General features: G+C 62.9%; 20 protein-coding genes. 12 read left to right on the top strand and 8 right to left on the bottom strand.

The window, feature by feature from the left end; all coding sequences use genetic code 11:
• The first annotated feature begins 38 nt into the window (after positions 1-38).
• The 9 genes from L338_RS07280 to L338_RS07320 are packed head-to-tail and all read left to right on the top strand — an operon-like array spanning position 39 to position 7,769.
• Positions 39-473, top strand: coding sequence for an Rrf2 family transcriptional regulator (locus tag L338_RS07280; protein WP_022697712.1), 435 nt, complete (start codon positions 39-41; stop codon positions 471-473).
• On the top strand, positions 470-1,600 hold the full coding sequence (locus L338_RS07285; protein WP_022697713.1) for a cysteine desulfurase family protein: 1,131 nt from the start codon (positions 470-472) through the stop codon (positions 1,598-1,600). Before L338_RS07280 ends, L338_RS07285 begins: the two co-directional genes overlap by 4 nt.
• Before the next feature lie 25 nt (positions 1,601-1,625).
• Positions 1,626-3,098 (top strand): Fe-S cluster assembly protein SufB, encoded by a 1,473-nt coding sequence (gene sufB / locus L338_RS07290; RefSeq protein WP_022697714.1) that lies wholly within the window; start codon positions 1,626-1,628, stop codon positions 3,096-3,098.
• 39 nt (positions 3,099-3,137) lie between these two features.
• On the top strand, positions 3,138-3,887 hold the full coding sequence (sufC, locus tag L338_RS07295) for a Fe-S cluster assembly ATPase SufC (RefSeq protein ID WP_027068363.1): 750 nt from the start codon (positions 3,138-3,140) through the stop codon (positions 3,885-3,887).
• On the top strand, positions 3,884-5,110 hold the full coding sequence (gene sufD / locus L338_RS07300) for a Fe-S cluster assembly protein SufD (RefSeq protein WP_022697716.1): 1,227 nt from the start codon (positions 3,884-3,886) through the stop codon (positions 5,108-5,110). The genes sufC and sufD overlap by 4 nt, the downstream gene beginning before the upstream one ends.
• Before the next feature lie 5 nt (positions 5,111-5,115).
• The gene (locus L338_RS07305) at positions 5,116-6,351 is read left to right on the top strand and encodes a cysteine desulfurase (protein WP_033310834.1); all 1,236 of its coding nucleotides are present in this window, start codon (positions 5,116-5,118) and stop codon (positions 6,349-6,351) included.
• Between the two features lie 5 nt (positions 6,352-6,356).
• A complete protein-coding gene (locus L338_RS07310) occupies positions 6,357-6,788 on the top strand; it encodes an SUF system Fe-S cluster assembly protein (RefSeq protein WP_022697718.1) in 432 nt (143 codons plus the stop codon).
• A 2-nt stretch (positions 6,789-6,790) separates the two neighbouring features.
• Positions 6,791-7,141: a HesB/IscA family protein gene (locus tag L338_RS07315; RefSeq protein ID WP_022697719.1), complete on the top strand. Its 351-nt coding sequence runs from the start codon at positions 6,791-6,793 to the stop codon at positions 7,139-7,141.
• Positions 7,142-7,160: 19 nt separating this feature from the next.
• Positions 7,161-7,769 (top strand): glutathione S-transferase N-terminal domain-containing protein, encoded by a 609-nt coding sequence (locus tag L338_RS07320; protein ID WP_022697720.1) that lies wholly within the window; start codon positions 7,161-7,163, stop codon positions 7,767-7,769.
• Between the two features lie 23 nt (positions 7,770-7,792).
• Here L338_RS07320 and L338_RS07325 read toward each other — a convergent pair whose 3' ends face one another.
• From L338_RS07325 to L338_RS07360, 8 genes are all read right to left on the bottom strand, one after another.
• Entirely contained in the window at positions 7,793-8,845 is a 1,053-nt protein-coding gene (locus tag L338_RS07325) for a GGDEF domain-containing protein (RefSeq protein WP_027068365.1), read from the bottom strand.
• A gap of 82 nt (positions 8,846-8,927) precedes the next feature.
• Positions 8,928-10,409: a DEAD/DEAH box helicase gene (locus L338_RS07330; RefSeq protein ID WP_022697722.1), complete on the bottom strand. Its 1,482-nt coding sequence runs from the start codon at positions 10,407-10,409 to the stop codon at positions 8,928-8,930.
• Between the two features lie 138 nt (positions 10,410-10,547).
• The gene (locus L338_RS07335; protein WP_022697723.1) at positions 10,548-11,822 is read right to left on the bottom strand and encodes an amidohydrolase family protein; all 1,275 of its coding nucleotides are present in this window, start codon (positions 11,820-11,822) and stop codon (positions 10,548-10,550) included.
• Positions 11,822-13,378, bottom strand: coding sequence for an amidohydrolase (locus tag L338_RS07340; protein ID WP_022697724.1), 1,557 nt, complete (start codon positions 13,376-13,378; stop codon positions 11,822-11,824). The genes L338_RS07335 and L338_RS07340 overlap by 1 nt, the downstream gene beginning before the upstream one ends.
• Positions 13,379-13,447: 69 nt before the next feature.
• Entirely contained in the window at positions 13,448-15,439 is a 1,992-nt protein-coding gene (gene parE / locus L338_RS07345) for a DNA topoisomerase IV subunit B (protein WP_022697725.1), read from the bottom strand.
• Between the two features lie 67 nt (positions 15,440-15,506).
• On the bottom strand, positions 15,507-18,689 hold the full coding sequence (locus tag L338_RS07350) for an autotransporter outer membrane beta-barrel domain-containing protein (protein WP_022697726.1): 3,183 nt from the start codon (positions 18,687-18,689) through the stop codon (positions 15,507-15,509).
• Positions 18,690-18,758: 69 nt separating this feature from the next.
• On the bottom strand, positions 18,759-20,162 hold the full coding sequence (glnA, locus tag L338_RS07355; protein WP_022697727.1) for a type I glutamate--ammonia ligase: 1,404 nt from the start codon (positions 20,160-20,162) through the stop codon (positions 18,759-18,761).
• 140 nt (positions 20,163-20,302) lie between these two features.
• Positions 20,303-20,641, bottom strand: coding sequence for a P-II family nitrogen regulator (locus tag L338_RS07360; RefSeq protein ID WP_022697728.1), 339 nt, complete (start codon positions 20,639-20,641; stop codon positions 20,303-20,305).
• Between the two features lie 14 nt (positions 20,642-20,655).
• Between L338_RS07360 and L338_RS07365 the strand changes: the two genes are divergently transcribed.
• The 3 genes from L338_RS07365 to L338_RS07375 all read left to right on the top strand — a co-directional run bounded on the left by L338_RS07365 (position 20,656) and on the right by L338_RS07375 (position 25,905).
• Entirely contained in the window at positions 20,656-22,128 is a 1,473-nt protein-coding gene (locus L338_RS07365; RefSeq protein WP_022697729.1) for a bifunctional ADP-dependent NAD(P)H-hydrate dehydratase/NAD(P)H-hydrate epimerase, read from the top strand.
• Positions 22,129-22,237: 109 nt separating this feature from the next.
• On the top strand, positions 22,238-24,514 hold the full coding sequence (locus L338_RS07370; protein ID WP_022697730.1) for an NADP-dependent malic enzyme: 2,277 nt from the start codon (positions 22,238-22,240) through the stop codon (positions 24,512-24,514).
• The gene (locus L338_RS07375) at positions 24,511-25,905 is read left to right on the top strand and encodes an MATE family efflux transporter (protein ID WP_022697731.1); all 1,395 of its coding nucleotides are present in this window, start codon (positions 24,511-24,513) and stop codon (positions 25,903-25,905) included. Before L338_RS07370 ends, L338_RS07375 begins: the two co-directional genes overlap by 4 nt.
• The last annotated feature ends 40 nt before the right edge of the window (positions 25,906-25,945 follow it).

Genomic DNA, 25,945 nt, shown 5'->3' on the forward strand with positions numbered 1-25,945 from the left:
TTGCGAGAGTCCGTTCAGTCCTTGAAGGATATAGAGACGTGCAACTGACCGCGAAAGGGCGATACGCCGTGACCGCGCTGGCCGATCTTGCGGCCCGTGACGGCGCGCCGGCCTCGCTCGCCGACATCGCCGAGGCGCAGTCACTGTCCCGGCCTTTCCTTGAGCAGTTGTTTTCCAAGCTGCGTCAGGCGGGGCTGGTCGAAAGCGTGCGCGGACCGGGCGGCGGATACCGGATGGCGCGGGACATGGACGATATCGCCATTGCGGACATCCTGACCGCGGTGGGCGAAACGGTGCGCTCCACAGGCTGTTCGTCGAAGAAGGTCGAGGCCTGCACCGGCGCATCGGGCCGTTGCCTCTCGCACCCGCTGTGGTCGGCGCTGGATACCCATATCGAAGATTTTCTGGGCTCGGTCACGCTGGCTCATGTCGTTTCGCAGGACTTCCCGCAAACTGTGGAGGTCCGCCCGTGAGCCGCGAACTTGTCTATCTCGATCACAACGCCACCTCGCTGCTTCGTCCCGAGGCGCGGGAGGCGATGCTGGCCGCCATGGATGCGGGCGGCAATCCGTCCTCCACCCATGCCGCCGGCCGCGCGGCGCGCAGCATGATCGAGGATGCGCGTGAAGCCATCGCGGGCCGTTCCGGGGCGTGCGCCGAAGACCTGATTTTTACATCCGGGGGCACAGAGGCGATCAATCTGGCCCTGGCCAGCGCCATCAGCGCCGGGGCCGGGCGTCTGATCGTTTCGGCCATTGAACATGATGCGGTGATTGATTTCGCGAAAGCATCCGGCGTGGAAACGCAATTCGTTCCCGTTACGCCGCAGGGCGTTCTGGATCTGGATGCGTTGAAGGATTTGCTGGGCGAGGACGGTTCTGACGCCCTTGTCGCGGTCATGCTGGTCAATAACGAAACCGGCGTGATCCAGCCTGTCGCGGAGGCGGCGGAGCTGGCGCATCAGGTTGGCGCGCGCATCCATGTCGACGCCGTTCAGGCGCTTGGCAAGATCGAGATGTCGATGACCGAGCTTGACGCCGATTATCTCTCCCTGACCGCGCACAAGCTTGGCGGACCTCAGGGCGCGGGCGCGCTGGCGATTGGCGAAGGCGCGCCGCTGGTCCGGCGCCAGCATGGCGGCGGGCAGGAGCGGGGCCGCCGCTCGGGCACCGAGAACGTGGCGGCCATCGCCGGGTTCGGCGCCGCGGCCGCCGCGGCTGAACCGGCTGATTACGCGAAGCTGGCCGGCATCCGCGACGCCATGGAGGCGCGCCTGAAAGCCGCCGCGCTGGAAATTGTCATTCTCGGCGAGGACGTGGCGCGCGCGCCGAACACGCTTTGTTTCTACGCCCCGGGCTTCAGCTCCGAGACGCAGGTCATGTCGATGGACCTTGCCGGGTTCGCGATCAGCGCGGGCGCGGCCTGTTCATCCGGCAAGGTGGCGCGCAGCCATGTGTTGAGCGCCATGGGCCTTAGCGATGAACTGGCGGCCTCGGCGATCCGGGTCAGCCTGGGATGGAATACAGAGGCCGGGCAGGGCGAGGCTTTCGCCGACGCCTGGCTAGACGCCTATGCCCGCGTGAAAACGCGCGCGGCCTGAAACTAAAGGAAAGACAGAGGCTTATATGCCTGCGGTTAAAGAAACAGTCGAAGACGTCAAAGGTCTGGAATCCGACAAGTACAAGTATGGCTTCTCGACCGAGATCGAGCAGGAGTTCGCGCCCAAGGGGCTGGATGAAGAGACGATCCGCTTCATCTCGGCCAAGAAGGGCGAGCCGGACTGGATGCTGGAATACCGGCTGAACGCCTATCAGCGCTGGCTGACCATGGAGGAGCCGCACTGGGCGCTCGTGAACTTCCCGCCCATCGACTATCAGGACGCCTATTATTACGCCGAGCCGAAATCCGGCGCGAAGTACGAGAGCATCGACGATGTCCCGCAGGAGCTGCTGGACACCTACGAAAAGCTCGGCATTCCGCTGAAGGAGCAGGAAGTGCTGGCGGGCGTTAAAGGCTCGGCGAAAGTCGCTGTCGATGCGGTGTTCGACTCCGTTTCCGTCGCCACGACCTTCAAGAAGGAGCTTGAGAAGGCCGGCGTGATTTTCATGTCGATCTCCGAGGCGCTGCGCGAGCATCCCGAGCTTGTGCGCAAGTATCTCGGCACCGTGGTGCCGACCTCGGACCATTTCTTCGCCGCGCTCAATTCGGCGGTGTTCTCCGACGGCACGTTTGTCTATGTGCCCGAGGGCGTGCGCTGCCCGATGGAGCTTTCGACCTATTTCCGCATGAACGCGGAAGGCACCGGGCAATTCGAGCGCACGCTGATCGTCGCCGCCAAGGGGGCCTATGTCTCCTATCTGGAGGGCTGCACCGCCCCGATGCGCGACGAGAACCAGCTTCACGCCGCCATCGTCGAACTGGTCGCCGAAGAGGATGCGGAGATCAAATACTCCACCGTCCAGAACTGGTGGCCGGGCGATGCCGACGGCAAGGGCGGGGTGTATAATTTCGTCACCAAGCGCGGCGAATGCCGTGGCGACCGTTCCAAGATTTCATGGACGCAGGTGGAGACCGGCTCCGCCATCACCTGGAAATATCCCTCCTGCATCCTCAAGGGGAAGGAGAGCCAGGGCGAATTCTATTCGGTGGCCATCACGAACGGCCATCAGCAGGCCGATACCGGCACCAAGATGATCCATCTGGGCGAGAACACGCGCTCGCGTATCATCTCCAAGGGCATTTCCGCGGGTAAATCGTCCAACGCCTATCGCGGCCTGGTGCGCGCCAATCCGACCGCGAAAGGCGCGCGCAACTTTACCCAGTGCGACTCCCTGCTGATCGGGGACGAGTGCGCCGCGCACACCGTGCCGTATGTCGAGGCCCGCACGCCGCACGCTACGTTCGAACATGAGGCGACGACGTCCAAGCTCTCCGAGGACCAGCTCCACTATGTCCGCCAGCGCGGCCTGTCGGAGGAGGACGCCGTGGCGCTGCTGGTCAATGGCTTCTGCAAGGACGTGCTTCAGCACCTGCCCATGGAGTTCGCCGTGGAGGCGCAGGCGCTGGTGAAAGTCAGCCTTGAGGGCAGCGTCGGCTGATCGACGCGCGCCTCACGCTTGTATTTAAAGGGATTGATGATGTTGAAGATCGATAATCTGCACGTGTCCGTCGAGGACAAGGAAATCCTCAAAGGGCTGAGCCTTGAGGTTCCAGCCGGCGAGGTGCACGCCATCATGGGGCCGAACGGCGCGGGCAAGTCCACGCTGGCCCATGTCGCGACGGGTCGCGATGGCTACGAAATTACGGACGGCTCGATCACCTTGAAAGGCGAAGAGCTGACGGAAATGGAGCCGGAGGAGCGCGCCGCCAAGGGCCTGTTCCTGTCTTTCCAGTATCCGCTGGAGTTGGCCGGCGTTCCGACGCTGACCTTTCTGCGCACGGCCCTTAACGCCCAGCGCAAGGCGCGCGGCGAGGAGGAAATCTCCGCGCCGGACTTCATGAAAAAAGCGCGCGCGGCGGCCGAGACGCTCAAGATGCCGATGGACATGCTGAAACGCTCTCTCAATGCCGGCTTCTCCGGCGGCGAGAAGAAGCGCATGGAGATTTTCCAGGCGCTGATCCTGGAGCCGGATTTCCTGATTCTGGACGAGACCGATTCCGGGCTGGACATTGATGCGCTGAAGGTCGTGGCCGAGGGCGTGGACAATCTGCGCAACGCGGATCGGGGCATGCTGGTCATCACCCACTATCAGCGGCTTCTGGATTACCTGGCGCCGGACAAAGTCCACGTCATGGCGCAGGGGCGCATTATGGACAGCGGCGGGCCGGAGCTTGCCCGTGCGCTGGAGAGCGAAGGCTATGACCGCTATCTGGAGGATGCGGCGTGAGCCTGACCCAGCATAAGCCAACCCCGGCCGAAACCGCTTTTCGCGAGGCCTATGAGGCGCTGGACGCCTCGGGCGGCCGCGCGCAGTCCTGGGCGGCCTTTGCCGAGCAAGGTCTGCCGCACAAGCGGGTCGAAGAATGGAAGTGGTCCGATGTCCGCCAGACCCTGCGCCAGCCGCGCAGCCAGTCCGGCGCTGTTGAATCGGACATTTCGCCCGCGCAGGCATTTGGAACCGCCGGGGCCGCCGAGATTGTCTTTGCCAATGGCCGTCTGATTGGCGAGCCCGAGCTTCCCGAGGGCGCGGTCCTGCACCGTCAGGACGAGGCGAACCCGCCGGGCGAACGCGAATCCTATCCGTTGGCCGCTCTGGCTGGCGCTCTGACGCTGGAAACCGGGGCTTATGTCCTCGAGATCAATGGCGAAGTGTCCAGGCCGATCCGGTTGCGCCTGATCTCGGAAGGCGAGGGGGCGCACCATTTGCGTCTGTCCGTCGTAGTCCGTGAAAACGCCAGCGCCACGATTCTGGAAAGCCATGAAGGCGAAGGCGCGCCCTACGCCAATACGCTGGTCGAGCTGGACCTGCAGCGGAACGCGCGCCTGAAGCGCTACATCATCCATCAGGGCTCTGCGGACGTGGTGAACACCACGACGACTTTGGGCCATGTTGCCGAAAGGGCCGGCTATCATCAGGCCATCCTGACTTTCGGCGGCGCCCTGACGCGTTTTGACGCGCGCCTGACATGTGAAGGCGACGAAACCGATATCCGGCTCGACGGCGCCTATCTCCTGGACGGGCAGCGTCACGCGGACCTGACCTCGGTGGTGGATCACCGGGGCGAGGGCTCGGTGACACAGCAGGTCGTGAAGGGCGTGGTCGATGATCGCGGACGCGGCGCGTTTCAGGGCCGCTTCGATGTGGCGCGCGGCGCACAGAAGACCGATGCTCAGATGCAGCACCATGCGCTGCTGCTAAGCGAGCGCGCGCAGTCGAACGCCAAGCCTGAGCTGATGATCTTTGCCGATGATGTGCAATGCGCGCATGGCAACACGGTCGGGGCGCTGGATGAAAATGCGCTGTTCTATATGCGCTCGCGCGGCATCGACGCCGCATCCGCCCGCGCTTTGCTGATCGAGGCCTTTATCTCCGAGGCGTTCGCGCATATTCCTGACGATGTTCAGGAAGAATTTATTGCGCGTTCGCGTGAATGGTTGGAGAAAAAGTGATGAGCATGACGTCCGGCAAAGAAAAGAATTTCGATCCGCTCGCGTTCAAGAGCGAATTTCCGATCTTTGAACGGACCATCCGCGACAAGCCTCTGGTCTATCTGGACAGCGCCGCGTCCGCCCAGAAACCGCGCGCGGTGATCGACGCCGTGACGCAGGCGATGGAGCATTCTTTCGCCAACGTGCATCGCGGCCTGCACACCATGGCCAATGAGACGACCGAGGCCTTCGAAGGCGCCCGCGCGGAAGTCGCGCGGTTCCTGAACGCGCCGTCTGCCGACAATATCGTTTTCACGCGCGGCACGACCGAGGCGATCAACCTGGTCGCGTCGAGCTTCGGGGCGGAGCTGGAGGCGGGGGACGAGATCATCCTCTCCCAGATGGAGCATCACTCCAATATTGTCCCGTGGCACTTCCTGCGCGAGCGTCAGGGCGTGGTGCTGAAATGGGTTCCGGTGACCGAGGATGGCCGCATCGACATGGACGCCTATGCGGAGGCTTTCAGCGACCGCACGAAGCTGGTGACCATGACCCACATGTCGAACGTCACCGGCACCCGCACCGATGGCGAAAAGATCGTCAGCATGGCGCATGACAAGGGCGTGCCGGTCCTGCTGGACGGGTCCCAGTCCGCCGTTCACGGCCATGTGGACGTGCAGGCGCTGGACGTCGATTTCTTCGCCATAACCGGTCACAAGATTTACGGCCCGACCGGCATTGGGGCGCTTTACGCGAAATCCGAACAGCTGAATCGCATCCGTCCCTATCAGGGGGGCGGCGAAATGATCGCCGAAGTGTTCGAGGACCGTGTGGTCTATGCCGACGCGCCGGCGAAGTTCGAGGCGGGCACCCCGCCGATCATCGACGCCATTGGCCTGGGCGCGGCCCTGAAATGGCTGGACACTCAGGACCGCGACGGCATGGAGGCGCATGAGCGCGCGCTTCTGGACAAGACCATGACGGGCCTTGCGGAGTTCGAAGATCTGCGGGTGATCGGCACGGCGCAGAACAAGGCCTCGATCATCACCTTCGTGATGGGCAAGGCGCACGCCCATGACGCGGCCCAGCTTCTGGACCGCTATGGCGTGGCGGTGCGCGCCGGTCATCACTGCGCCCAGCCGCTGATGCGCCGGTTCGACGCCAGCTCCAGCGTGCGGGCCAGCTATGCGGCCTATAATACGATGGACGATGTGGAAACTTTCCTGGACGCCTTGCGAAGCGTCCGCGGCATCCTGATGTAGGAACCATGACCGAGACTGTTGAACGCGATATCATCGACCTTACGGCCCGTCCGGGCCAGCAGGCCGAACCGGCGGCGGAGCCCGCGCCGGAAGCCGATTCCGGAGGTGAATCCAGTATTCCGCCGGAGGAGCTGGAACGCCTGACGGACGATATCGTGACAGCCCTGAAAAGCGTTTATGACCCGGAAATTCCGGTCGATATCTATGAGCTGGGCCTGATCTACAAGGTCGATATCTCCGATGATCGCGACGCTACCATCACCATGACGCTCACCGCGCCGGGCTGCCCGGTTGCGGGCGAGATGCCGGGCTGGGTGGAACAGGCCGTCGAATCCGCGCCGGGCGTGCGCGGCGCGCGCGTTGAAATGGTGTTCGATCCGCCCTGGACGCCGGAGCGGATGAGCGATGAAGCCAAGCTCGAACTGGGGATGTTCTGATCATGCTGGCCGCTGGAAATATCGTCAGTCTTACCGATGCCGCCGCTGACCGCGTGAAGGAATTGATGGCGGCGAAGGACAAAGGCTTTCTGCGCGTCGGCGTGAAGAATGGCGGCTGCGCGGGCATGGAATACACGATGGATTTCGTGGCCGAGCCGGAAAAGCTGGACGAACGCGTGGAAGACAAGGGCGTGGAGATCGTTGTCGATTCAAAGGCCGTGCTGTTCCTGCTCGGCGCGACCATCGATTTCGAGACAACAAAGCTCCATTCCAAGTTCGTATTCAGCAATCCGAACCAGACGGACGCCTGCGGTTGCGGCGAAAGCGTCACCATCGTGCCCGCCGCGCGATAGGAAGGCTGAGGAAGCGCCAATGACCGGTCTGACGCTTCTTTACACAGATACCTCGCCCTATGCCCGCAAGGTGCGGATCGTCGCTCTCGAAAAAGGGCTCGATCTGAAGCTCCAGGCGACCCCGCCGCTCGGCGACCCTTCGGATTTGCAGCAGGCCAACCCGCTGGGCAAAGTTCCCACGCTGGTTGCGGACGGGGAGACTTTCTATGACTCCCCGGTCATTTGCGAATATCTCGACACGCTGGCTCCGCCGCGTTTGATACCGGCGGAAGGGCGGGCGCGGTTTCGCGTCCTCCGCATGCAGGCCTTGGCGGATGGCGTTCTGGACGCCGCTGTCGCCATGCGGATTGAGCGCATGCGCGAAGAGTCGCTGCATTGGGATGTCTGGTTCGACCGTTATCGACGCGCGATTATGCGCAGCCTCGACGAAATGGAGCGCCGCGCTTCGGACGAAATCGCGGGCCGCGTGGACCTTGGCGCAATCGCGGCCGCGGTGGCTACGGGTTATCTGGATTTTCGCTGGCCGGACATTGAATGGCGGCGTGGCCGTCCCGCCTTGTCGGCAGCCATAGAGGCGCTCTCGACACGCGACTCTTTCAAAGCAACGCTGCCGCCTGAAGACGCCTAGGCCTCAGTTTCCTGGAGATGGTTTTAAGCGGCCGCGCTTGATGAGCTTTGCGCGGTTTCGCCGGTGACGCGGTTGCGCCCGGCGCGCTTGGATTCATAAAGCCGGTTATCGGCCCGTTCGATCACTGAATGCGGGTGCGCGCCGGTGTCGTGCCGCGCCACGCCGATGGAAATGGTGATGGTGCCGAGGTCCTCATTCGTTGACCGGCGCAGCAGGCGTTTGGATTCCACCATCGTGCGAACCTGTTCGGCGACATCCACGGCCGCGTCCATGTCCGTTTCCGGCATCAACATCACGAATTCCTCGCCGCCATATCGCGCCACCAGCGCGCGATTGCCGATGCAGCGGGTCATGCAACTGGCGACGAACCGGATGATCTGATCGCCGGTCTGATGGCCCCAGGTGTCGTTGAAGCGTTTGAAGTGGTCGATGTCACAAACCGCGACGGTCAGGGGCGCGCCTGTCTGGTCGGCTTCAGCCGCCAGCTTGTTCAGAACGTCGTCCATGCGTTTGCGGTTGGCGACGCCGGTCAGGGCGTCGGTCATGGATTCTTCGCGCACGATTTCCAGATTCGTCCGCAGCTGCGAAACTTCCTGCTTGGTCTCGGCCAGACGGCTTTCCAGCGTCGCACTGTGGCGCTGCATGGTGTGGGTGGCGTCCATGAGGGCGGAAACCATCGCTTTCAGCGTCTCGGCGTCGGTTTCGGAATCGATGCGGTCGCTGGCGCCGGCCAGGGCCTCGCCATAGGCCGCGGTGTCGCGGCCGGCTTCTTCCAGCCGCCGCATGACGGTCGCCAGCTCGGCGGACATGGCGCCGCCGATTTTCTGAACCTCGTCGCTGAGCTTCTTTTTGTTGAAATGGCGGTCGTGAAGCTCCACCAGATCCGCTTCCTGCGGGGTCTGGCCCTGACCGATTATCGCCGAGATGTCGCTGGTCAGCGTGTCATTTTCGCCCAGAATATGGGTTATGCCGACCTCATAATTCTGCGCCGTAAGGGGAATCCCCCATTCGGACAGCAAATCAATGGCTTTACGGGCGAGAGCTTCGCCCTCCGCCCCAATGAGTCGACCACTCATCTATCGGCCCCACAAGGTTTTCTACCAATGGCGGAACCCTACGGGGCAAAGCGAAACAAGCTGTAAACAAACGCGAAAAAATCTAGGAAGCGCTGATGTGCTGGCGGACCGATTGCTCGAAAAACGCCGGGACATGATCGCCGAAACCTTCGCCCTTTGAGCTCGACTGGGACTTGCCGCCGGAGGATGAACGCGTGTTTTCCCGTTTCTGGGGCGTTTTCGATTGCGCGGATTTCTTTGGCGCGCCGCCAGATTTTTCGGACTTCTCCGCAGGGGTCTTCTCGGCCTCTGATTTCTTTGTTGCGGCCGGCTTTTCGGCCTGATCCCCCTTGGAGGCGGCTGCGCCGGCTTTCCGGCCGCCGCCGCGCGAGCGCTTGGGCTTGGCCGGCTTTTCAGTCTCGGACTCGCTTTCGGCGGCCTTGCCGCCCTGGTCGGCCGTCCCGGCGCTGTCCAGCGCGGGGATCGGTCCTCCGAGCATCTGCTCGATGGAGGCCAGACGCTTGCTGTCCTCGGAGGTCGCGATGGTGATCGCTTCGCCCGATTTGCCCGCGCGGCCCGTACGGCCAATGCGGTGGACGTAATCGTCCGAAGAGTGCGGCGGATCGTAGTTCAGCACATGGCTGACTTCCGGAATGTCCAGACCGCGGGCGGCGACATCACTGCCGACCAGCAGTTTCAGCTCGCCGGAACGGAACTGGTCCAGCGTCTTCATGCGCTGGCTCTGCGGCAGGTCGCCGTGGATCGGCGCTGCGGAATAGCCGTGGCGCTGCAGCGACCGCGCGACCGTGTCCACGTCGCGCTTGCGGTTGCAGAACACGATAGCGTTCTTGACGTTGCGCTTGTCGATCGCCTCGCGCAGCGCGGCGCGTTTGGCTTTCGGCTCGCGCGAATTCAGCTTTATCAGATATTGCGCCACATTCTCCGCCGTCGTTGCGGCTTTCGCCACTTCCACACGAACGGCGCCCTGCAGGAACTGGTCCACAAGGTGCTGGATCTCCTTCGGCATGGTGGCGGAGAAGAACAGCGTCTGGCGCGTGAACGGCGTCAGTTTGAAGATGCGCTCGACATCAGGAATGAAGCCCATGTCCAGCATCCGGTCGGCTTCATCGACGACCATGATCTCGACGCCGGCCGGCATGACCTTGCCGCGCTCGAACAAGTCCAGCAGACGTCCGGGCGTGGCGATAATCACGTCCGCGCCGCTGTTCAGCACGCGCTCCTGCTCGCCAAACGCCACGCCGCCGATCAGCAGCGCCATCGTCAGCTTGGTGTTCTTGGAATAGGCCTTGAAATTCTCGGCCACCTGGGCGGCAAGTTCCCGCGTCGGCGCCAGGACCAGCGAACGGGGCATGCGGGCGCGGGCGCGGCCCTTGGACAGACGTTCGATCATCGGCAGGGTGAACGCGGCGGTCTTGCCCGTTCCCGTCTGCGCGATACCCAGGACGTCACGCCCTTCGAGGGCTGGCGGAATAGCCTGTGCCTGAATCGGCGTCGGCTCCGTATAGCCAGCTTCCTTTAGGGCGCTCAGCAGTTTTTCGCCGAGCCCGAGTTCATCAAAGGTCATGCAGTAGCAACCCGTTCATCGCGTCAATTCATTCGCAGGGGAAAAGTGGCGCAGCACTCGCCGCTTGCGCCGACTTACAAGAAGTCTGCCCGCAAAATATGAACCGGCTACGTCAAGTCAATGAATATCAACCGTCGCCTAGCGATAAGCGAAAGGCTCATCCCGGTTCTCGATATCCATGTAGCGGTCGCGAAGCACGGTCTGACGCGAAGTCAGCGGCAGGCGTTCGCCGTCAATGAAGACCGCCGTGGGGGATGTCGTGACTTCCAGCGGATCGCCGTCCCAGACCACCAGATTGGCGGTCTGACCGGTCGCCAAAGCGCCCAGACGCCCGCCAAGACCGTAAATATCGGCCGGTTCGCGGGTGATCGCGGCGAAGGCCGCGTCCCATGAAAGGCCATTGGCCACGGCGTTCCCGGCCTGTTGTAGCAGCAGGCGCACCTGGTGCGTGTCGTCATTGCCCGCGCCCGTGGTCAGGGCGAACTGCACGCCGGCGTCGGCCAGCAGCTTGGCCGCGTCCAGCCGTGCGCCAACGGATTCCAGCGCGAAGGGTAGATTCTCCATCGGGTCGAGAATCACGGGAATTTCCGCTTCCGCCAGTTCCTCCGCGACCATCCAGCTTTCCGCGCCGCTAAGAATGATGACGTCCAGCTTCTTGTGATCTTCTTTCAGCGCAATCACCCGCATGATGTCGGATGCGCGGTCCACCTCGATCACGAACGGCATGTCGCCATTCACCGCAGTTTTCAGCGCCTGCGCGTCATGGATGTTGAGCAGACCTTCGTCAGTCGGTTTCGAGAAGAAGCGATTGGCCCGCTGGGCTTCCTTCAGGGCTGCGCGAAGATAGGCCCAGGACGCGGAGCGTGAGCCGCCGGCCAGGCCCGCGCCGCGTTCGCCCATTTGCAGATACAGGAAGGCGTTTTCCTTCACCGTGGAGTCGAAATCGCCGGACAAGTCCACGATCGCGCCAACGCCGCCGAACAGGGTCCGGCCTGTCCCGGGTGAGATCGCGGCGTGCGTCACGCCTTCGATCCGCGTGATCGGAATCGAGGTGGCCTTCGGATTGTAGGAGTCCAGCGCATTGAGCGAGATGTTCAATTCGCTCTCATCCGCGCTGATATCGTTGGAGCCTTCCGTCGCGCCGATTTCAACCATGCCGACATGACCGAACGGGGCAAACACGCCCGGTGTCACCCACTGGCCTTCGGCGTCCAGCACCTCGGCGCCTTCGGGAACGGCCGCGTCAGCGCCCATGGCGGAGATCGCGCCGTCCTCAATCACGATGACGCCGCTTTCGATAACGCCGGCGTCTTCATTGGTGACGATGCGGGCATTGGTAACGGCGACAGTCTGGGCCATCGCAACGCCTGCGGAGATCAGGGCGGCGGCCGCGCCCAACAGAACCTGTTTCATTATTTCATCCCCCGGGAAGCTTGCCCGATTTCGAAATCGGATACCGGCATGCGGTTGTCCTGACGGTCATACATAAGGGCGCCGTCGATATAGACCTTGTCGGCCTTGGCGTAGGTCGAGAATGGATCGGCGCTCCACAGAACCACGTCCGCAGCCTTGCCTTCCTCCAGAGACCCTGTCTCGTCCTCAATGCCCAGCGATCTGGCGGGATTATAGGACAGCCACAACCCGGCCTCTTCCTTGGGGATCTCGATGCCGGCCTTGCGGCCGTCTGACCATGCCTTCGCGGCTTCCTGGTTCAGGTGCTGGATCCCGATATCGTCGTCGGAATGGACGATGGCGCAAGCGCTGGCCTTGTGGACCATGGGAATATTCTCCCGAACGCCGTCATAGGCTTCCAGCTTGAAGCCCCACCAGTCCGCCCACATGGCCGAGCAGATATCCTCGTCCGCCAGAAGATCGGCGACCTTGTAGGACTCGACCGCGTGCTGGAACGAGGCGAGCTGGTATCCGAACTCCTTGGACATATCGATGACCTGCGCCATCTGGTCGGCGCGGTAGCAATGCATGTGGACCAGAATGTCGCCGCGCAGCGCGCCGGCCAGGGTTTCCAGCTCCAGATCGCGCTTGGGCGGATCCGTATCGGCGTCATCTTCCGCCTTTTGCTGGTCTTCCATGTATTTTTTAGCGTCAATCCAGGCCGCCCGGTAACCGGCGAAATTCCCCATATTGGTGGAGGGCGCCTGGTTGCGGCTGCCATAGACGCGCTTGGGGTTTTCGCCGCAGGCCATCTTCATGCCGTAGGGCGCGTCCGGAAATTTCATGCCCTGGACCGTACGGGACGGCACGTTCTTCAGAACGACAGAACGGCCGCCAAACAGATTGGCCGAGCCGGGAAGGATTTGTAGGGACGTCACGCCGCCGGCCAGCGCGCGCGAAAAACCGGGGTCCTGCGGCCAGACCGAATGTTCGGCCCAGACTTCCGCGGTATTGGGCGAGGTCGCCTCGTTCCCGTCTGACGTGGCGCGGATGCTGGGCGTGGGATAGACGCCAAGATGTGAATGAACGTCGATAATGCCCGGCGTGACCCAGCGGCCTTCACCGTCAATCACCTGCGCGCCGCCCGGCGCGGTTAGATCCGCGCCGACAGCGGCGATGCGGCCGTCTTCCAGCAAGACATCGCCGTCTTCAATCAGGCCGCCGCGGCCATCGAGAACAGTGGCGTTTTCAATAAATACGGTTTCGGAGGGCAGGGCGGCGTAAGTCGACGGGAAGGGCCCGCCATCGGCCTCGTCTTCTTCAGCTTCGGCGCTTTGATTCTCTTCAGCCGCACTGGCGCCGGTCTCATCCGAATCTTCCTGCGCGGGGGCGGTCTCGGTTTCCTCAGTATCAGGTTCAACCGGGGCGGCGTCCTGCGTTTCGGTCGTCGTCTCGCCCATGTCGTCCTGCGTCGTTTCAGCCTGTTCTTCAGGCGCTTGCTGATGCGCGACAGCGACGGCGCTGAGGCTGATTGCGGCGGCCGCGGCCCCGCCCAGAAGCATGTAGGAAAATTTCATCGAGCCCCTCCGGAAAATGATATGGGGCGAGCCTAATCGGCCATGCGCGCATGACAAGCCGGGTAAGGATTAAATATCGATCGCCTCGATGAAGTCGGCATGGTCCTGGATAAATTTGAACCGAAGCTCGGATTTCCGGCCCATCAGCGTCTCCACCAGGGACTCCGCTTCGCCGGCCAGCGCATCGTCCAGACTGACGCGGGCAAGCGTGCGGGTTTCCGGATCCATCGTGGTTTCCTTCAACTGCCGCGGCATCATTTCGCCAAGACCCTTGAAGCGGCTGATTTCGACCTTCTTGCCGTTGGAAAACTCCCCGGCCATCAGCGCATCCTTGTGTGCGTCGTCGCGCGCATACTCGATCTTGTCGCCCTGGCTGAGGCGGTAGAGCGGCGGCAGGGCCAGATAGAGCCGGCCGCTGCGAATCAGGTCCGGCATCGCCTGATAGAAGAAGGTGATCAGCAGCGACGCGATATGCGCGCCATCGACATCGGCGTCGGTCATGATGATCACGCGCTCATAGCGCAGGTCATCCGGATTGAATTTCGACCCCGTGGCCGCGCCCAGCGCCAGCGTCAGATCAGAAATCTCCTGATTTTTCATGATCTTGTCCGCGCCCGCGCTGGCGACGTTCAGGATCTTGCCGCGAAGCGGCAGCACGGCCTGCGTCTTGCGATTGCGGGCCTGTTTGGCCGATCCGCCGGCCGAGTCGCCCTCGACCAGGAACAGCTCGGTCCCCTCCGATCCGCCGCGAGAGCAATCGGCCAGCTTGCCGGGCAGGCGAAGCTTGCGGGAGGCTGTCTGGCGTTTGACCTCTTTGTCGCGGCGGCGTTTCAGGCGTTCCTCCGCCCGTTCAACGACAAACTCCAGAAGTTGCTCGGCCTCCTTGGGGGAGGCGGCCAGCCAGTGATCGAAGGGATCGCGCACCGATTGTTCGACCAGCCGCGCGGCTTCGCTATTGGCGAGACGGTCTTTCGTCTGACCCTGGAATTCCGGCTCCGCAATGAAGACGGACACGATGCCGCCGGCGCCGGCCATCACATCGTCCGGCGTGATGATCCCGGCTTTCTTGCCCTGACCGGCGATTTCCGCATAGGCGCGCAACCCCTTGGTCAGGGCCGCCCGCAAACCCTGTTCGTGGGTGCCGCCATCGGGCGTGGGCACGGTATTACAATAGGAGCGAACGAAGCCGTCCGCTTCGCCAAATCCGGCGCCGGACCAGGCGACGGCCCATTCCACGCGGCCAGCGCCCTCATCGCCGCCCGCTCGGCCGCTGAACATCTCACTGGTGACGGTGCGCTTTTCACCGATCAGCTCTTTCAGGAAGTCCGCCAGGCCGCCCGGGAAATGGAAGACGGCTTCCGGTTCGACGCCGGCGGGTTCGGCCAGCGCCGCGTCGCATTTCCAGCGAATCTGGACGCCGCGATGCAGATACGCCTTGGACCGGGCCATGGCGAACAGACGCTTGGGTTTGAGATGCGCCCGGTCGCCAAAGATTTCCGGGTCGGGCGAAAAGCGTATCGTGGTGCCGCGCCGGTTGGGCGCCGCGCCGATTTCCTTCAACGGCGCCAGGGCGCGCCCGCGCTCGAAGGACTGCGCATAAAGCTTTCGGTCGCGCGCCACTTCCGCGTCCAGGCGCTGGGACAACGCATTCACCACCGACACGCCAACGCCGTGCAGGCCGCCGGAGGTCTTGTAGGCCTTGCCGGAGAATTTCCCGCCCGCGTGCAGCGTGGTCATGATGACCTCCAACGCGGACTTGTCCTTGAACTTGGGGTGCGGATCGATGGGAATTCCGCGCCCGTTATCGGACACGGCGACAGAGCCGTCCTCGTGCATCACGATATCGATGCGGTCGGCGTGACCGGCCACGGCCTCGTCCATCGAGTTGTCGAGAACTTCGGAGAACAGGTGATGCAGCGCGCGGTCGTCCGTGCCGCCGATATACATGCCCGGCCGTTTGCGCACCGGTTCGAGGCCTTCAAGGACCTCGATATCCTGAGCGGTATAGCCGTCTTTGTCCGGCGCTTTGGCCGATGAAAAAAGGTCGTTCGAATCTGTCATCGCGATATCACCGGCGATGCTGCACGAGTCGCCCGGAAGGAGCTAGGCGGATTTCCGTAAGCCTGCGCTAGAAGGCGAGGCGAACCACGATTCTGGCGGAGTGCCGGATGAACCCGTCGCGTATATCAGCGTCATAGTTGAAGCCGAAGGACGAGTATTGCGAACCGCCCGTGATCAGGAAGCCGATGATGGCACTGGTCGAGGGAAGCTCCGGCGCGGCCAGCAGGAACGGATCGTTGAAGTCCACGAACGAGGCCTGAGTGACAGCAAGGCTGCCGCCGAACTCGTTGCGAACGCCGACGCGCAATTGCGGCGCCCACCAGCTGTCATCGGTGCCGAACCGCCGGGCCAGCGCAAGGCTGGCGGTGGCCGAGGCCATATCCGAGTCGCGCTCCTCGACGGTCAGGTTCACGTCTGAAAGCCCGGACTCCGTATACCCTTCCTCGCTCAGCGAGAGGTAATCCAGAGAGACGAGCGGACGCAGCATCGCCCAGCCCAGATCCCAGTCATAGCCAAGACGGGCGGAGCCGGAATAGTGATAGCCGGTCCAGTCGGCGCGCGCCGTCTGGTCGAACGCGCCGATCAGGATACGGCGTTCGCTCTCAAAACGGCTGACGCCGCCGCCCATATAGACATCATAGGTCAGGCCGCCGCGGGCGCCGCCCGCATACAGGCCAAAGCCCAGCGTCTGCACGTCCAGCGGTTCGTCAACGCCATTGATCTGCTCGATTTCGTTGGTCGAAATCACCATGTTCGCGCCGGCCGCGTAGAACGGACCGAACGGACGGTCCACGCCGGCGGCAAAGCCGAATCCATGGCCGCGATAACCGCCGCCGATATTCGTGGACTCGCGGTCAGAGAACGTGCCGAATTCCTGCGCCCACACGCCCGTGGTCCGGGCTTCGCGGGAAAGGCGCGCCACGTCCAGGCGGTTGCCCACCGCCCCGGTCGCGCCGTTCACGTTGTTCATCACGAACTGCAGCGTGGCCGAACTGAAATCGGGCAGCAGCTGCTCGTATGCGTCAAAGAAGCCTTCTTCGGTCGTGATCCCGGCAAATGCGCCGTTGATCCCGCCGCCTGCGCTCAGCGCGTCGAACGCCGCATCATACGCTTTGGCTTCGTTGGCGTTCAGGCCCAGCTCCTGAGCCGTCTTGCGGTTCAGCGTCAGGACCAGGGAATTGGGGTTGTTTTCCGAAACCTGCAGGCTGGAATTATAGAGATAGGGCGTCTCGGTCTGCGAGAGTTGCTCCAGGCTGCCTTCGATCTGCAAATCACTGGCGCTGACAATCTCGAACGAACCGCCGTCACCGACCAGCGAGGCGAGGGAGGCTGCAATGGCCGCGCCGTCCTCGAACCGCACAACGCCCTGGGCTTCCAGCCGCGCCACGGACTCACCGTCGAGCAGCAGGCGCAGCGTGCCTTCTTCGCCGAAGGTGGCGTCACGGACCGTCACGACGCTCGGGTTTTCCAGCTGTAGCAGACCGTCATTGACCTGGATGACCAGATCTCCGTCCGTGTCCGACAGCGACCCCAGAACCGAAGCGCCGCCATCGACGGTCAGCTGGTCCGCGCCATCGCCGAAATCAATGTCGCCGTCCAGCGTGCCGGCCTGGATATTCACCAGATCGTCGCCGGACCCGAGGCGGACATCGCCAACAATAGCCGGGGTTGGCGCGACGAAGTCCGGATCGGGTTCCTCCGTGTCTCCGTCATCGTCATTGTCGCCGGAATCGGGCGGCGCCACCTGAAGCTCCTGATTGATCGTCACGCCATCGGTGGCGTTGGAAAGATCAATCGCGACAGTTTCGAACTCGCCGGGAGGAATTTCTTCGTCATTGGAATCGTCGGCGCTGCTGGTGAAGCGCGCCACGATGCTGCTGGTATTGTTGATCTCGGTCAGGGAGCCGGATTCGTCCATGATGGCGATGGCCGTGCCGTCCTCGCCGATGACTTCGGCAAGAATGGCGCTGTCATTATTGATCGTGTTGACGTTGCCGCCGGCGCCAATCGTAATCGCCTGCGCCCGGCCGCCATTCTCGGTGGTCGAAGTGGCGCGGATCAGGCCGCCATTATCGTTGAAAATCAGCGGAAGAGAGACATTGCCGTCCATGATGATCGCATGAGCGTCACCTTCGGAGGCGCTCGCGAAAATCCGGTTGGCGTTGTACAGGCCCTTTTCGATGTCGACCATCAGGGTCTCGCCGCCCGACAATTGCAGGGCAATCGCGTCATAACCCTCATAGACGCCGTCGCCGGTAATATCGCCGAAATTGATCAGTCCAAATCCGTTGGCGTCGCTTTCGTCGATCTCGTCATCGTCATCGTCGCCATCAACACCCGGAAATCCGCCGATCACGACATCGCCGGACGCGCCTTCAGTGGTGATCAGGAAGGCCGGGCTTGAAGACTGGCTGATCACGCCGGCGCCCGCGTTCGCGACGCGAATCCCGTCCGCGATGCCCGCGGAAACGGTCAGCGCGCTGCCGCCGTTCAGAAGATCGTCTTCATCCAGCTGGTTCAGGGCGTCGCCAAACGCGTTCACGGTGCGGAAGCCGGTCGTGGAAATCACGCCGGAAACCGTCAAGGCGCCGCCGATGTCGCCGGACACGTTCATGCCCTGCGTGTTCTCGCCCACCCCGCGCACGGTGCCGCCCACCAGCACATCGCCGGAAACCGGACCTTCAAACGCCACCGCGGTCGAATCGGTGCCGATTATGGAAAGATTGCTGACCAGATTGATGTCGCCATCAACGCCGGACGCCACGCGAACGCCATAGGATTCATTGCCCTCGACGCGGATATTGGCGCCGCCCGTGACCACGATATCGCCTTCGAACGCTTCGGGGCCCTCAACCAGGATGCCCGTGCGGTTGCTGCCCTGTGCGAAGGGGCCGTCCAGATCGAAATCGTCATCGGGATTGTCGGGCTCGTAATTCTCGCTGACCTCGATATCGCCGGTCAGCGTGAACGTGCCGGTATTGCCGCCCTGCAGCAGTACGCCGACAGCGCCGTCCGCATCCTCGATCAGGACCGCGCCGCTGATTTCAAGATCATTGTCGGAATCAAGCGTTACGCCCGTCCCGCTATCGACCTCGACCGTGCCGGTAACTTCGACATCGTCCGGCTGGCCATTATTGGCCGTGGACGTGCGAACCGGCTGGTTCGTATCCTCAATGACGGTTTGAGCGTGCGCGGCGGCTGAAAGCAGCAGCGGCGCGGCGGCGGCGGAAAAAAGAAGACCCTTGCGCATGGGCGTGATCTTTAAGGAGAGCGGGCGCTTGGGTCCAGCCCCAAACGCCCGCTTCTCAGCAGTCGGTCTCTAGACCTTGTAGTACATATCGAATTCGACCGGGTGAGGGTGCGTTTCAAAGCGCAGAACCTCTTCCATCTTCAGGTCGATATAGGAATCGATCTGATCGTCGCTCATCACGCCGCCCTTCTTGAGGAATTCACGGTCGTCGCTGAGCGCTTCCAGCGCCTCGCGCAGGCTGCGGCAGACGGTCGGAACGCCTTCCAGCTCTTCCGGCGGCAGGTCGTACAGATTCTTGTCCAGGGCGCTGCCCGGATCGATCTTGTTCTCGATGCCGTCCAGGCCCGCCATCAGCAGGGCCGTGAAGATCAGGTACGGGTTGCCGGCCGCGTCCGGGAACCGCGCCTCGATCCGCTTGCCCTTGGGCGAGGGGCTGTGAGGCACCCGGATGGATGCCGAGCGGTTGCGCGCCGAATAGGCCAGCAGGACCGGGGCCTCGAAGCCCGGCACCAGACGCTTGTAGCTGTTGGTCGAGGCGTTGGAGAAGGCGTTGATCGCCCGGGCGTGCTTGATGATCCCGCCGATATAATGCAGGCAGGTTTCCGACAGGTCGGCATAGCGGTCGCCGGCGAACAGCGGCTTGCCGTCCTTCCAGATCGACTGGTGAACATGCATGCCGGAGCCGTTGTCGTTCCACATCGGCTTGGGCATGAAGGTCGCCGTTTTGCCGAACGCCGCCGAGACGTTGTGGACGATGTATTTGTAGAGCTGCATGCGGTCGGCCATCTCGGTGAGCGAGGAAAATTTCATCCCCAGCTCATGCTGCGCCGGCGCCACTTCATGGTGGTGTTTTTCCGGCTCAAGACCCAGCTCGGTCATCACCGCCAGCATTTCGGAGCGCAGATCCTGCGCCGAGTCGATCGGCGGGACCGGGAAATAGCCGCCCTTGGGTCCCGGGCGGTGGCCCATATTGCCGCCTTCATAATGCGAGCCCGAATTGGCCGGAAGCTCGGTCGAATCCAGCGCATAGCCGGTCTCGTCCTGGCTGGTGTTCCAGCGGACATCGTCGAAGACAAAAAATTCGGCCTCGGGTCCGAAGAAGGCGGAATCGCCGATGCCTGCCTGCTGCAGATAGCTTTCCGCGCGCTTCGCGGTGGAACGCGGGCAGCGCTCATAGGGCTGGCCCGTATTGGGCTCCAGCACGTCGCAGAACACCGAAAGGGTCGGCTGCTGGTAGAACGGGTCCAGCTGATAGACCGACGTGTCGGGCATCAGCGTCATGTCGGACTCGTTGATCGCTTTCCAGCCCTCGATGGAGGAGCCGTCGAACATGGCGCCGTCCTCGAAGAAATCCTCGTCCACCATCGAGATGTCGAAGGTCACGTGATGCATCTTGCCCCGCGGATCGGTGAACCGCAGATCGACGAAGTCGATGTCTTCGTCCTTGATCGTTTTGAGGATTTCCTCGGCCATGTGTCTAAGCGCTCCTGTTTCGGATCAGCTCGTTGATGATGGATGACTGTGCAGCGATTCCGCAGGTGCGAAAACTCCGCGCCGCCGGGCGGCGTCAATAACCATAACGATTTCTGTAAGCGCTTAAAGGCCCAAGCGTTCTAAAGCGCGGCGTGGCCGCGTTCGCCTGTGCGGATGCGAAGAGCATCCTCGACCGGGGAGACAAAAATCTTCCCGTCGCCGATCTTGCCGGAGCGCGCGGCGGCCGCAATCGCGTCCACGACCCGCTCGGCCATGTCGTCATCCACCACGACCTCCAGCTTGATCTTTGGCAGGAAGTCGATGACGTATTCGGCGCCGCGGTAAAGCTCGGTATGGCCCTTCTGGCGGCCATATCCCTTCGCCTCGGTGACGGTCATGCCCTGGACGCCGATCTCCTGAAGGGCCTCTTTGACCTCGTCGAGTTTGAAAGGCTTGATGACCGCCTCGATTTTTTTCATCGGAAATTGCCCTCATGCATGAAGTGCTAACCGTCAAGGAAATGTACGCCGCCGACAAGGCTGCAAACGAATCCGGAATTGAAACTTATGACCTGATGGAGGCGGCGGGAAGGGGCGTTGCCGACGCAGTCATCCGTTTGATGCCCGCCACGCCTGTTACGGTTCTTTGCGGTCCGGGCAATAATGGCGGGGACGGTTTTGTTGCAGCGCGGCGCCTCCGAGAGCTGGGACGCAACGTCACGGTCTGCCTGCTGGGCGATATTGATGCGCTTGAAGGCGACGCGGCCCGCGCGGCAAAGGAATGGGACGGCCCGGTTTCCCCGCTCGGCGAAGACAGTCTTGATGGCGCCGGCGTGGTGATCGACGCCTTGTTCGGGGCCGGCCTCTCGCGTCCGCTGGAGGGCGCGCCCGCAGCTCTGGCCGAGACGGCGGTCAGCCGCCAGATTCCGGTTGTCGCGGTTGATGTTCCCTCGGGTCTGGATGGCGACCGCGCTTGCCCGAAGGGGGACGGACCGGCCTTCCGTGCGGCGTTGACGATCACCTTCTTTCGCAAGAAACCCGCTCACGTCCTGATGCCGGGGGCCGCATATTGCGGCGAGATCATTGTCCACGACATCGGCATTCCGGCTTCGGTCCTGCCCGCGATCAATCCGGCGGCGCGGGAGAATACGCCCGATTTCTGGAAGGACGGCGTCCCGAAGCCTGACGCCATGGGGCACAAGCATTCCCGCGGCCGCCTGGCGGTCATTTCGGGCGGTGAGTTCATGACCGGGGCAGCGCGGCTCTCCGCCCGCGCCGGTCAGCGCGTGGGCGCCGGATTTGTCACGCTCTATGGCGATGAGGCCGCGACACGCATCAATGCCGCGCATGAAACGTCCATTGTTCTGAAGGCGGCGGTGCGCGGCGACGCAATGGTCCAGGCCGTGAAGGAGTTTCATCCCGCCGCCACAATTATCGGTCCCGGCGCGGGGCGCGACGACCGGACGAAAGACATGGTCTTGGAACTTCTGGAGGTGGGTTCGCCAGTCGTCCTGGATGCGGATGCGCTCAGCATCTTCGAGGACGATGAGGACGTCTTCTACAAGGCGCTTCACGACAAGGCCGTTCTGACGCCGCATGACGGCGAATTCGCGCGCGTCTTCCCGAAAGAGGCCGGGGCGAAGGCATCGAAAATTGAAAAGGCGCGCAGCGCCGCCCAACGCTCCGGCGCGGTGGTGCTGTGCAAGGGGCCCGATACCGTTATCGCCCGCCCGGACGGGCTGGTTCTGGTCAATACGGTGTCCAGCCCGTTCCTGGCCAGCGCCGGCACCGGGGATGTCCTGTCCGGCATGATTGGCGGCCTGCTGGCGCAGGGCGTGGAGCCGTTTGCCGCGGCCTGCATGGGGGCATGGATTCACGGCCGGGCCGGGCAGGGGATTGGCCCGGGCCTGATCGCCGAGGACCTTATCCGCGCGACCCCGCGCCTTATGCAGGCAATGCTCTCCTGACAGGAGGCGCTGACAGTTTGATGCCGGGGCGCTTCTCTCCGCGCGCCCGGCTCTCTACAACGGACTCGTACAAACAAGCGATTCCAGACCAAGGGATAGTTCGCCGCCTATGACCGACGGCAAGTCCAAACGCCCCAGCGTTTCCGACGAGGAAGCACTCGTCTTCCACAATAAGCCCACCCCGGGAAAGCTTGGCGTTTCGGCGACCAAGCCGATGGCTACCCAGCGCGATCTCAGCCTGGCCTATTCGCCCGGCGTCGCCGCGCCGGTCAAAGCCATCGCGGAAGACCCGGACCGGGTCTATGACTACACGTCGAAGGGCAACATGGTGGCCGTGGTGTCCAACGGCACCGCCATTCTGGGCCTTGGCGATCTGGGTCCCGCCGCGTCCAAGCCGGTGATGGAGGGCAAGTCGGTGCTGTTCAAGCGCTTCGCCGACATCGATTCCATTGATCTCGAGATCACCTACAAAGACGTGGACCGCTTCGTGGAATGCGTGGCTGGGTTCGGCGACACGTTCGGCGGCATCAATCTTGAGGATATCCGCTCTCCCGAGTGTTTCGAGATCGAGCGCCAGCTTCGTGAAAAGCTGGATATTCCGGTCTTCCATGACGACCAGCACGGCACGGCGATCATCGCGACGGCGGCGCTTCTGAACGCCTGCGATATTTCCGGCCGCAAGCTCAGCGACCTGAAAGTCTGCCTGGTGGGGGCCGGCGCCGCGGGATTGTCGGTTCTGGAGCTGATCAAGAGCGTCGGCGTGTCGGACGACAATGTCATTGTCGTCGACAAGGACGGCGTGGTCCACAAGCGCCGCAACGACCTGCACGAGCGTCTGGCGAAACATGCCTGCAACACGGACAAACGCACGCTGGCGGAAGCAGTGGATGGCGCGGACTGCCTGATCGGTCTGTCCGCCGCCGGCGTCATTTCCAAGGAAATGGTCGCGTCCATGGCGAAGGACCCGATCATTTTCGCCATGGCGAATCCTGAGCCGGAGATCACTCCTGAACAGGTGGCGGAGGTGCGCGATGATGCGATCATGGCGACTGGGCGTTCGGATTATCCCAATCAGGTCAATAATGTACTGGGCTTTCCTTATATTTTCCGGGGGGCGCTGGACGTTCGCGCCACCACCATTAATGAGGAAATGAAGCTGGCCGCGGCACACGCTCTGGCCGACCTGGCGCGGCAGGACGTTCCCGATGAAGTGGCCGAGGCCTATAGCGGCGCGCGCCCGCAATATGGCCGGGACTATCTGATCCCCACGCCCTTCGATCCGCGCCTGATCTCCTTCGTGCCGCCCTATGTCGCCAGAGCGGCGGAAGAATCCGGCGTGGCCCGGAAACCGATGGAGAAAACGGAAACCTATTCGCACACGCTGGCGCGCAGGCTGGACCCGACCGCCTCGCTGCAGCAGCGGATCACCGCCTCGGTTCGCGCCAATCCCAAGACCATCGTTTTCGCCGAAGGGGAGGAGCCATCCGTCATCCGCGCGGCCCACGCTTTCCAGACCCAGGGCATGGGCAAGGCGATCCTGGTGGCGCGTGAAGGTCCGGCCCGGGACAATATGCGTAACCTGGGCCTTCCCGATGACGAACTTGAGATCTGGAATGCCCGGCTTTCGGACCGGAACCCTGAGTTCACGGACCTGCTCTATGAGCGGCTTAAGCGCAAAGGCTATCTCCGCCGCGACGTTCAGCGTCTGGTCAATACGGACCGCAACGTGTTTTCCGCCCTGATGGTCAAGACGGGCGAGGCGGACGGCATGGTCACGGGCTATACGCGCCACACCAATGTCGCCCTGAATGACGTGTCCTTGGTGCTGGACCCGGCGCCGGGCGAACAGATTCTTGGCCTCTCGGTGGCGGTCTCCAAAGGCCATACGCTGGTTGTCGCTGATACGCTGATCACCGAATTCCCGACGGCTGAGGAACTGGCCGACATCACAATCGGCGCCGCCAAGGCGGCGCGGCGGCTGGGTCTGGTCCCGCACGCAGCGCTTCTGTCCTATTCGACATTCGGGAATCCGGGCGGCGAGCGGTCGGAAAAGATCGCCCGCGCGGTCGAAATCCTCGATGAACGCGCCACCGATTTTGAATATGAGGGCGACATGGCGCCCGATATCGCGCTGGATCCCGCCCATCGCGACATCTATCCGTTCTCCCGCCTGACCGAAGAGGCCAATGTTCTGGTCATGCCGGCCGTGCATTCCGCCTCTATCGCCACGCGCCTGTTGAAATCGGCGGGCGGAGCGACCGTTTTCGGGCCGGTTCTGACCGGGCTGGAGCTGCCCGTGCAGATATGCCGGCTCTCCGCGCCGGTGTCTGAAATCACGTCACTGGCGGCGATGGCGGCGTTCGACCTGTCGAAAACCAGCGCATGACGGATGCCGCGAAGCCGAAATCCCGCGCTTCGCGCGACCTGACAGAGGGCCCGGTCGCCGGTCATTTGCGGCGAATCCTGCTTCCCATGATCGTCGGCGTTACCGCGGTAATGTCGGTTTCGGTGGTCGATACCTATTTCGTGGGACAGCTGGGCGCGCTGCAACTGGCCGCGATTTCCTTCTGTTTTCCGGTGGTTATCACCGTCACTTCCATCGCCATTGGCCTCGGCGCGGGCGCTTCGTCCTGCGTGGCGCGCGCGGCGGGGCGTAAAGATGAAGACCGGGTCCAAAGACTGGTCACGGACGCGCTGATTCTGACCACTGTGGTGATCGGAATCGTGTCGCTGGCGGGCTGGTTTCTGACTGAACCGCTATTCCGCGCGCTAGGCGCGGAAGACAATCTGATCCCGTATATCGTCGATTACATGCACACTTGGTTCGCGGGCGTGATCTTTATCGCCATGCCAATCGTCGCAAACGGGGTGCTGCGGTCACTGGGCGACGCCCGCGCGCCGGCCGCTTTCATGGTGCTGATCGCAGTCGTGAACGTCATTCTGGATCCGATTTTCATTTTCGGATGGGGACCTGTGCCGGCGTTCGGGGTGCAGGGCGCGGCCATCGTGAGCATACTGGCGAACCTTGTCGGGGTCGCCGCGGCGCTGTGGCTGCTCATTTTTCATGAGAAAATTGTCGCTTTTCGCCCTGTGCCGGTCGCAAAACTCATCGATTCCTGGTCGGAAATCGCCCGTATCGGCATCCCCGCGGCGCTGTCCAACGCCATCAACCCGTTCGGAATCACGCTTGCCACGGCCGGGTTCGCCCGTTTCGGGGCCGAAGCGGTGGCCGGTTTCGGCGTGGCCTCGCGCATTGAGGTCTTTGCGGCGATCCCGCTTCTGGCGCTTTCCGCCTCCATCGGGCCGGTTACGGGGCAGAATGGCGGAGCCGGGCATCCGGAAAGAAGCCGCCGCGCCTTCCAGATTTCCTTCGCCTTTGCGCTGTTCTGGAGCCTGTTCACCGCGATTTTGCTGGCGGTTTTCGCCGTTCCCATCACGAACCTGTTCACGGACTCGGCCCGAACCCTCGACGTTGCGCAGCTCTATTTGTGGATCGCGCCGGTCACAGTGGCCGGTTACGGCGTCGTGATCGCCGCCAGCGCGGGCTTCAATGCGCTGGGAAGACCGCTTCAGGGCATGGTCATGACCTTCTCCCGATCGCTCATTTTCTACGCGCCGGGCGTGTGGATCGGCGGAACACTGGCCGGAATCCCCGGCGCGATAGCCGGAATTGCGCTGGCTAATGTCGTGTCCGGCCTCGCAACAGCGGCCTGGACGCTGCTCTACGCCCCGATGACGGCCAAAGGCGCGCGGGTAAAACCCGCTGTTTCAGGCTGATATCCCGCTTGATTTTCACCGCTTGGTGGGGAGACTGCGC

The sequence above is a fragment of the Euryhalocaulis caribicus genome, assembly GCF_000412185.1.
GTDB lineage: Bacteria > Pseudomonadota > Alphaproteobacteria > Caulobacterales > Maricaulaceae > Euryhalocaulis > Euryhalocaulis caribicus.

Excerpts from the sequence above, each read along its gene's own strand:
- L338_RS07310 (WP_022697718.1), top strand. The coding sequence starts at position 6,357 with ATGACCGAGACTGTTGAACGCGATATCATCGACCTTACGGCCCGTCCG.
- L338_RS07325 (WP_027068365.1), bottom strand. The coding sequence starts at position 8,845 with ATGAGTGGTCGACTCATTGGGGCGGAGGGCGAAGCTCTCGCCCGTAAA.
- sufB (WP_022697714.1), top strand. The coding sequence starts at position 1,626 with ATGCCTGCGGTTAAAGAAACAGTCGAAGACGTCAAAGGTCTGGAATCC.
- L338_RS07365 (WP_022697729.1), top strand. The coding sequence starts at position 20,656 with ATGCATGAAGTGCTAACCGTCAAGGAAATGTACGCCGCCGACAAGGCT.
- L338_RS07370 (WP_022697730.1), top strand. The coding sequence starts at position 22,238 with ATGACCGACGGCAAGTCCAAACGCCCCAGCGTTTCCGACGAGGAAGCA.
- L338_RS07340 (WP_022697724.1), bottom strand. The coding sequence starts at position 13,378 with ATGAAATTTTCCTACATGCTTCTGGGCGGGGCCGCGGCCGCCGCAATC.
- L338_RS07375 (WP_022697731.1), top strand. The coding sequence starts at position 24,511 with ATGACGGATGCCGCGAAGCCGAAATCCCGCGCTTCGCGCGACCTGACA.
- L338_RS07335 (WP_022697723.1), bottom strand. The coding sequence starts at position 11,822 with ATGAAACAGGTTCTGTTGGGCGCGGCCGCCGCCCTGATCTCCGCAGGC.
- L338_RS07350 (WP_022697726.1), bottom strand. The coding sequence starts at position 18,689 with ATGCGCAAGGGTCTTCTTTTTTCCGCCGCCGCCGCGCCGCTGCTGCTT.
- L338_RS07330 (WP_022697722.1), bottom strand. The coding sequence starts at position 10,409 with ATGACCTTTGATGAACTCGGGCTCGGCGAAAAACTGCTGAGCGCCCTA.
- L338_RS07305 (WP_033310834.1), top strand. The coding sequence starts at position 5,116 with ATGACGTCCGGCAAAGAAAAGAATTTCGATCCGCTCGCGTTCAAGAGC.
- parE (WP_022697725.1), bottom strand. The coding sequence starts at position 15,439 with ATGACAGATTCGAACGACCTTTTTTCATCGGCCAAAGCGCCGGACAAA.
- sufC (WP_027068363.1), top strand. The coding sequence starts at position 3,138 with ATGTTGAAGATCGATAATCTGCACGTGTCCGTCGAGGACAAGGAAATC.
- L338_RS07320 (WP_022697720.1), top strand. The coding sequence starts at position 7,161 with ATGACCGGTCTGACGCTTCTTTACACAGATACCTCGCCCTATGCCCGC.
- glnA (WP_022697727.1), bottom strand. The coding sequence starts at position 20,162 with ATGGCCGAGGAAATCCTCAAAACGATCAAGGACGAAGACATCGACTTC.
- L338_RS07360 (WP_022697728.1), bottom strand. The coding sequence starts at position 20,641 with ATGAAAAAAATCGAGGCGGTCATCAAGCCTTTCAAACTCGACGAGGTC.
- L338_RS07315 (WP_022697719.1), top strand. The coding sequence starts at position 6,791 with ATGCTGGCCGCTGGAAATATCGTCAGTCTTACCGATGCCGCCGCTGAC.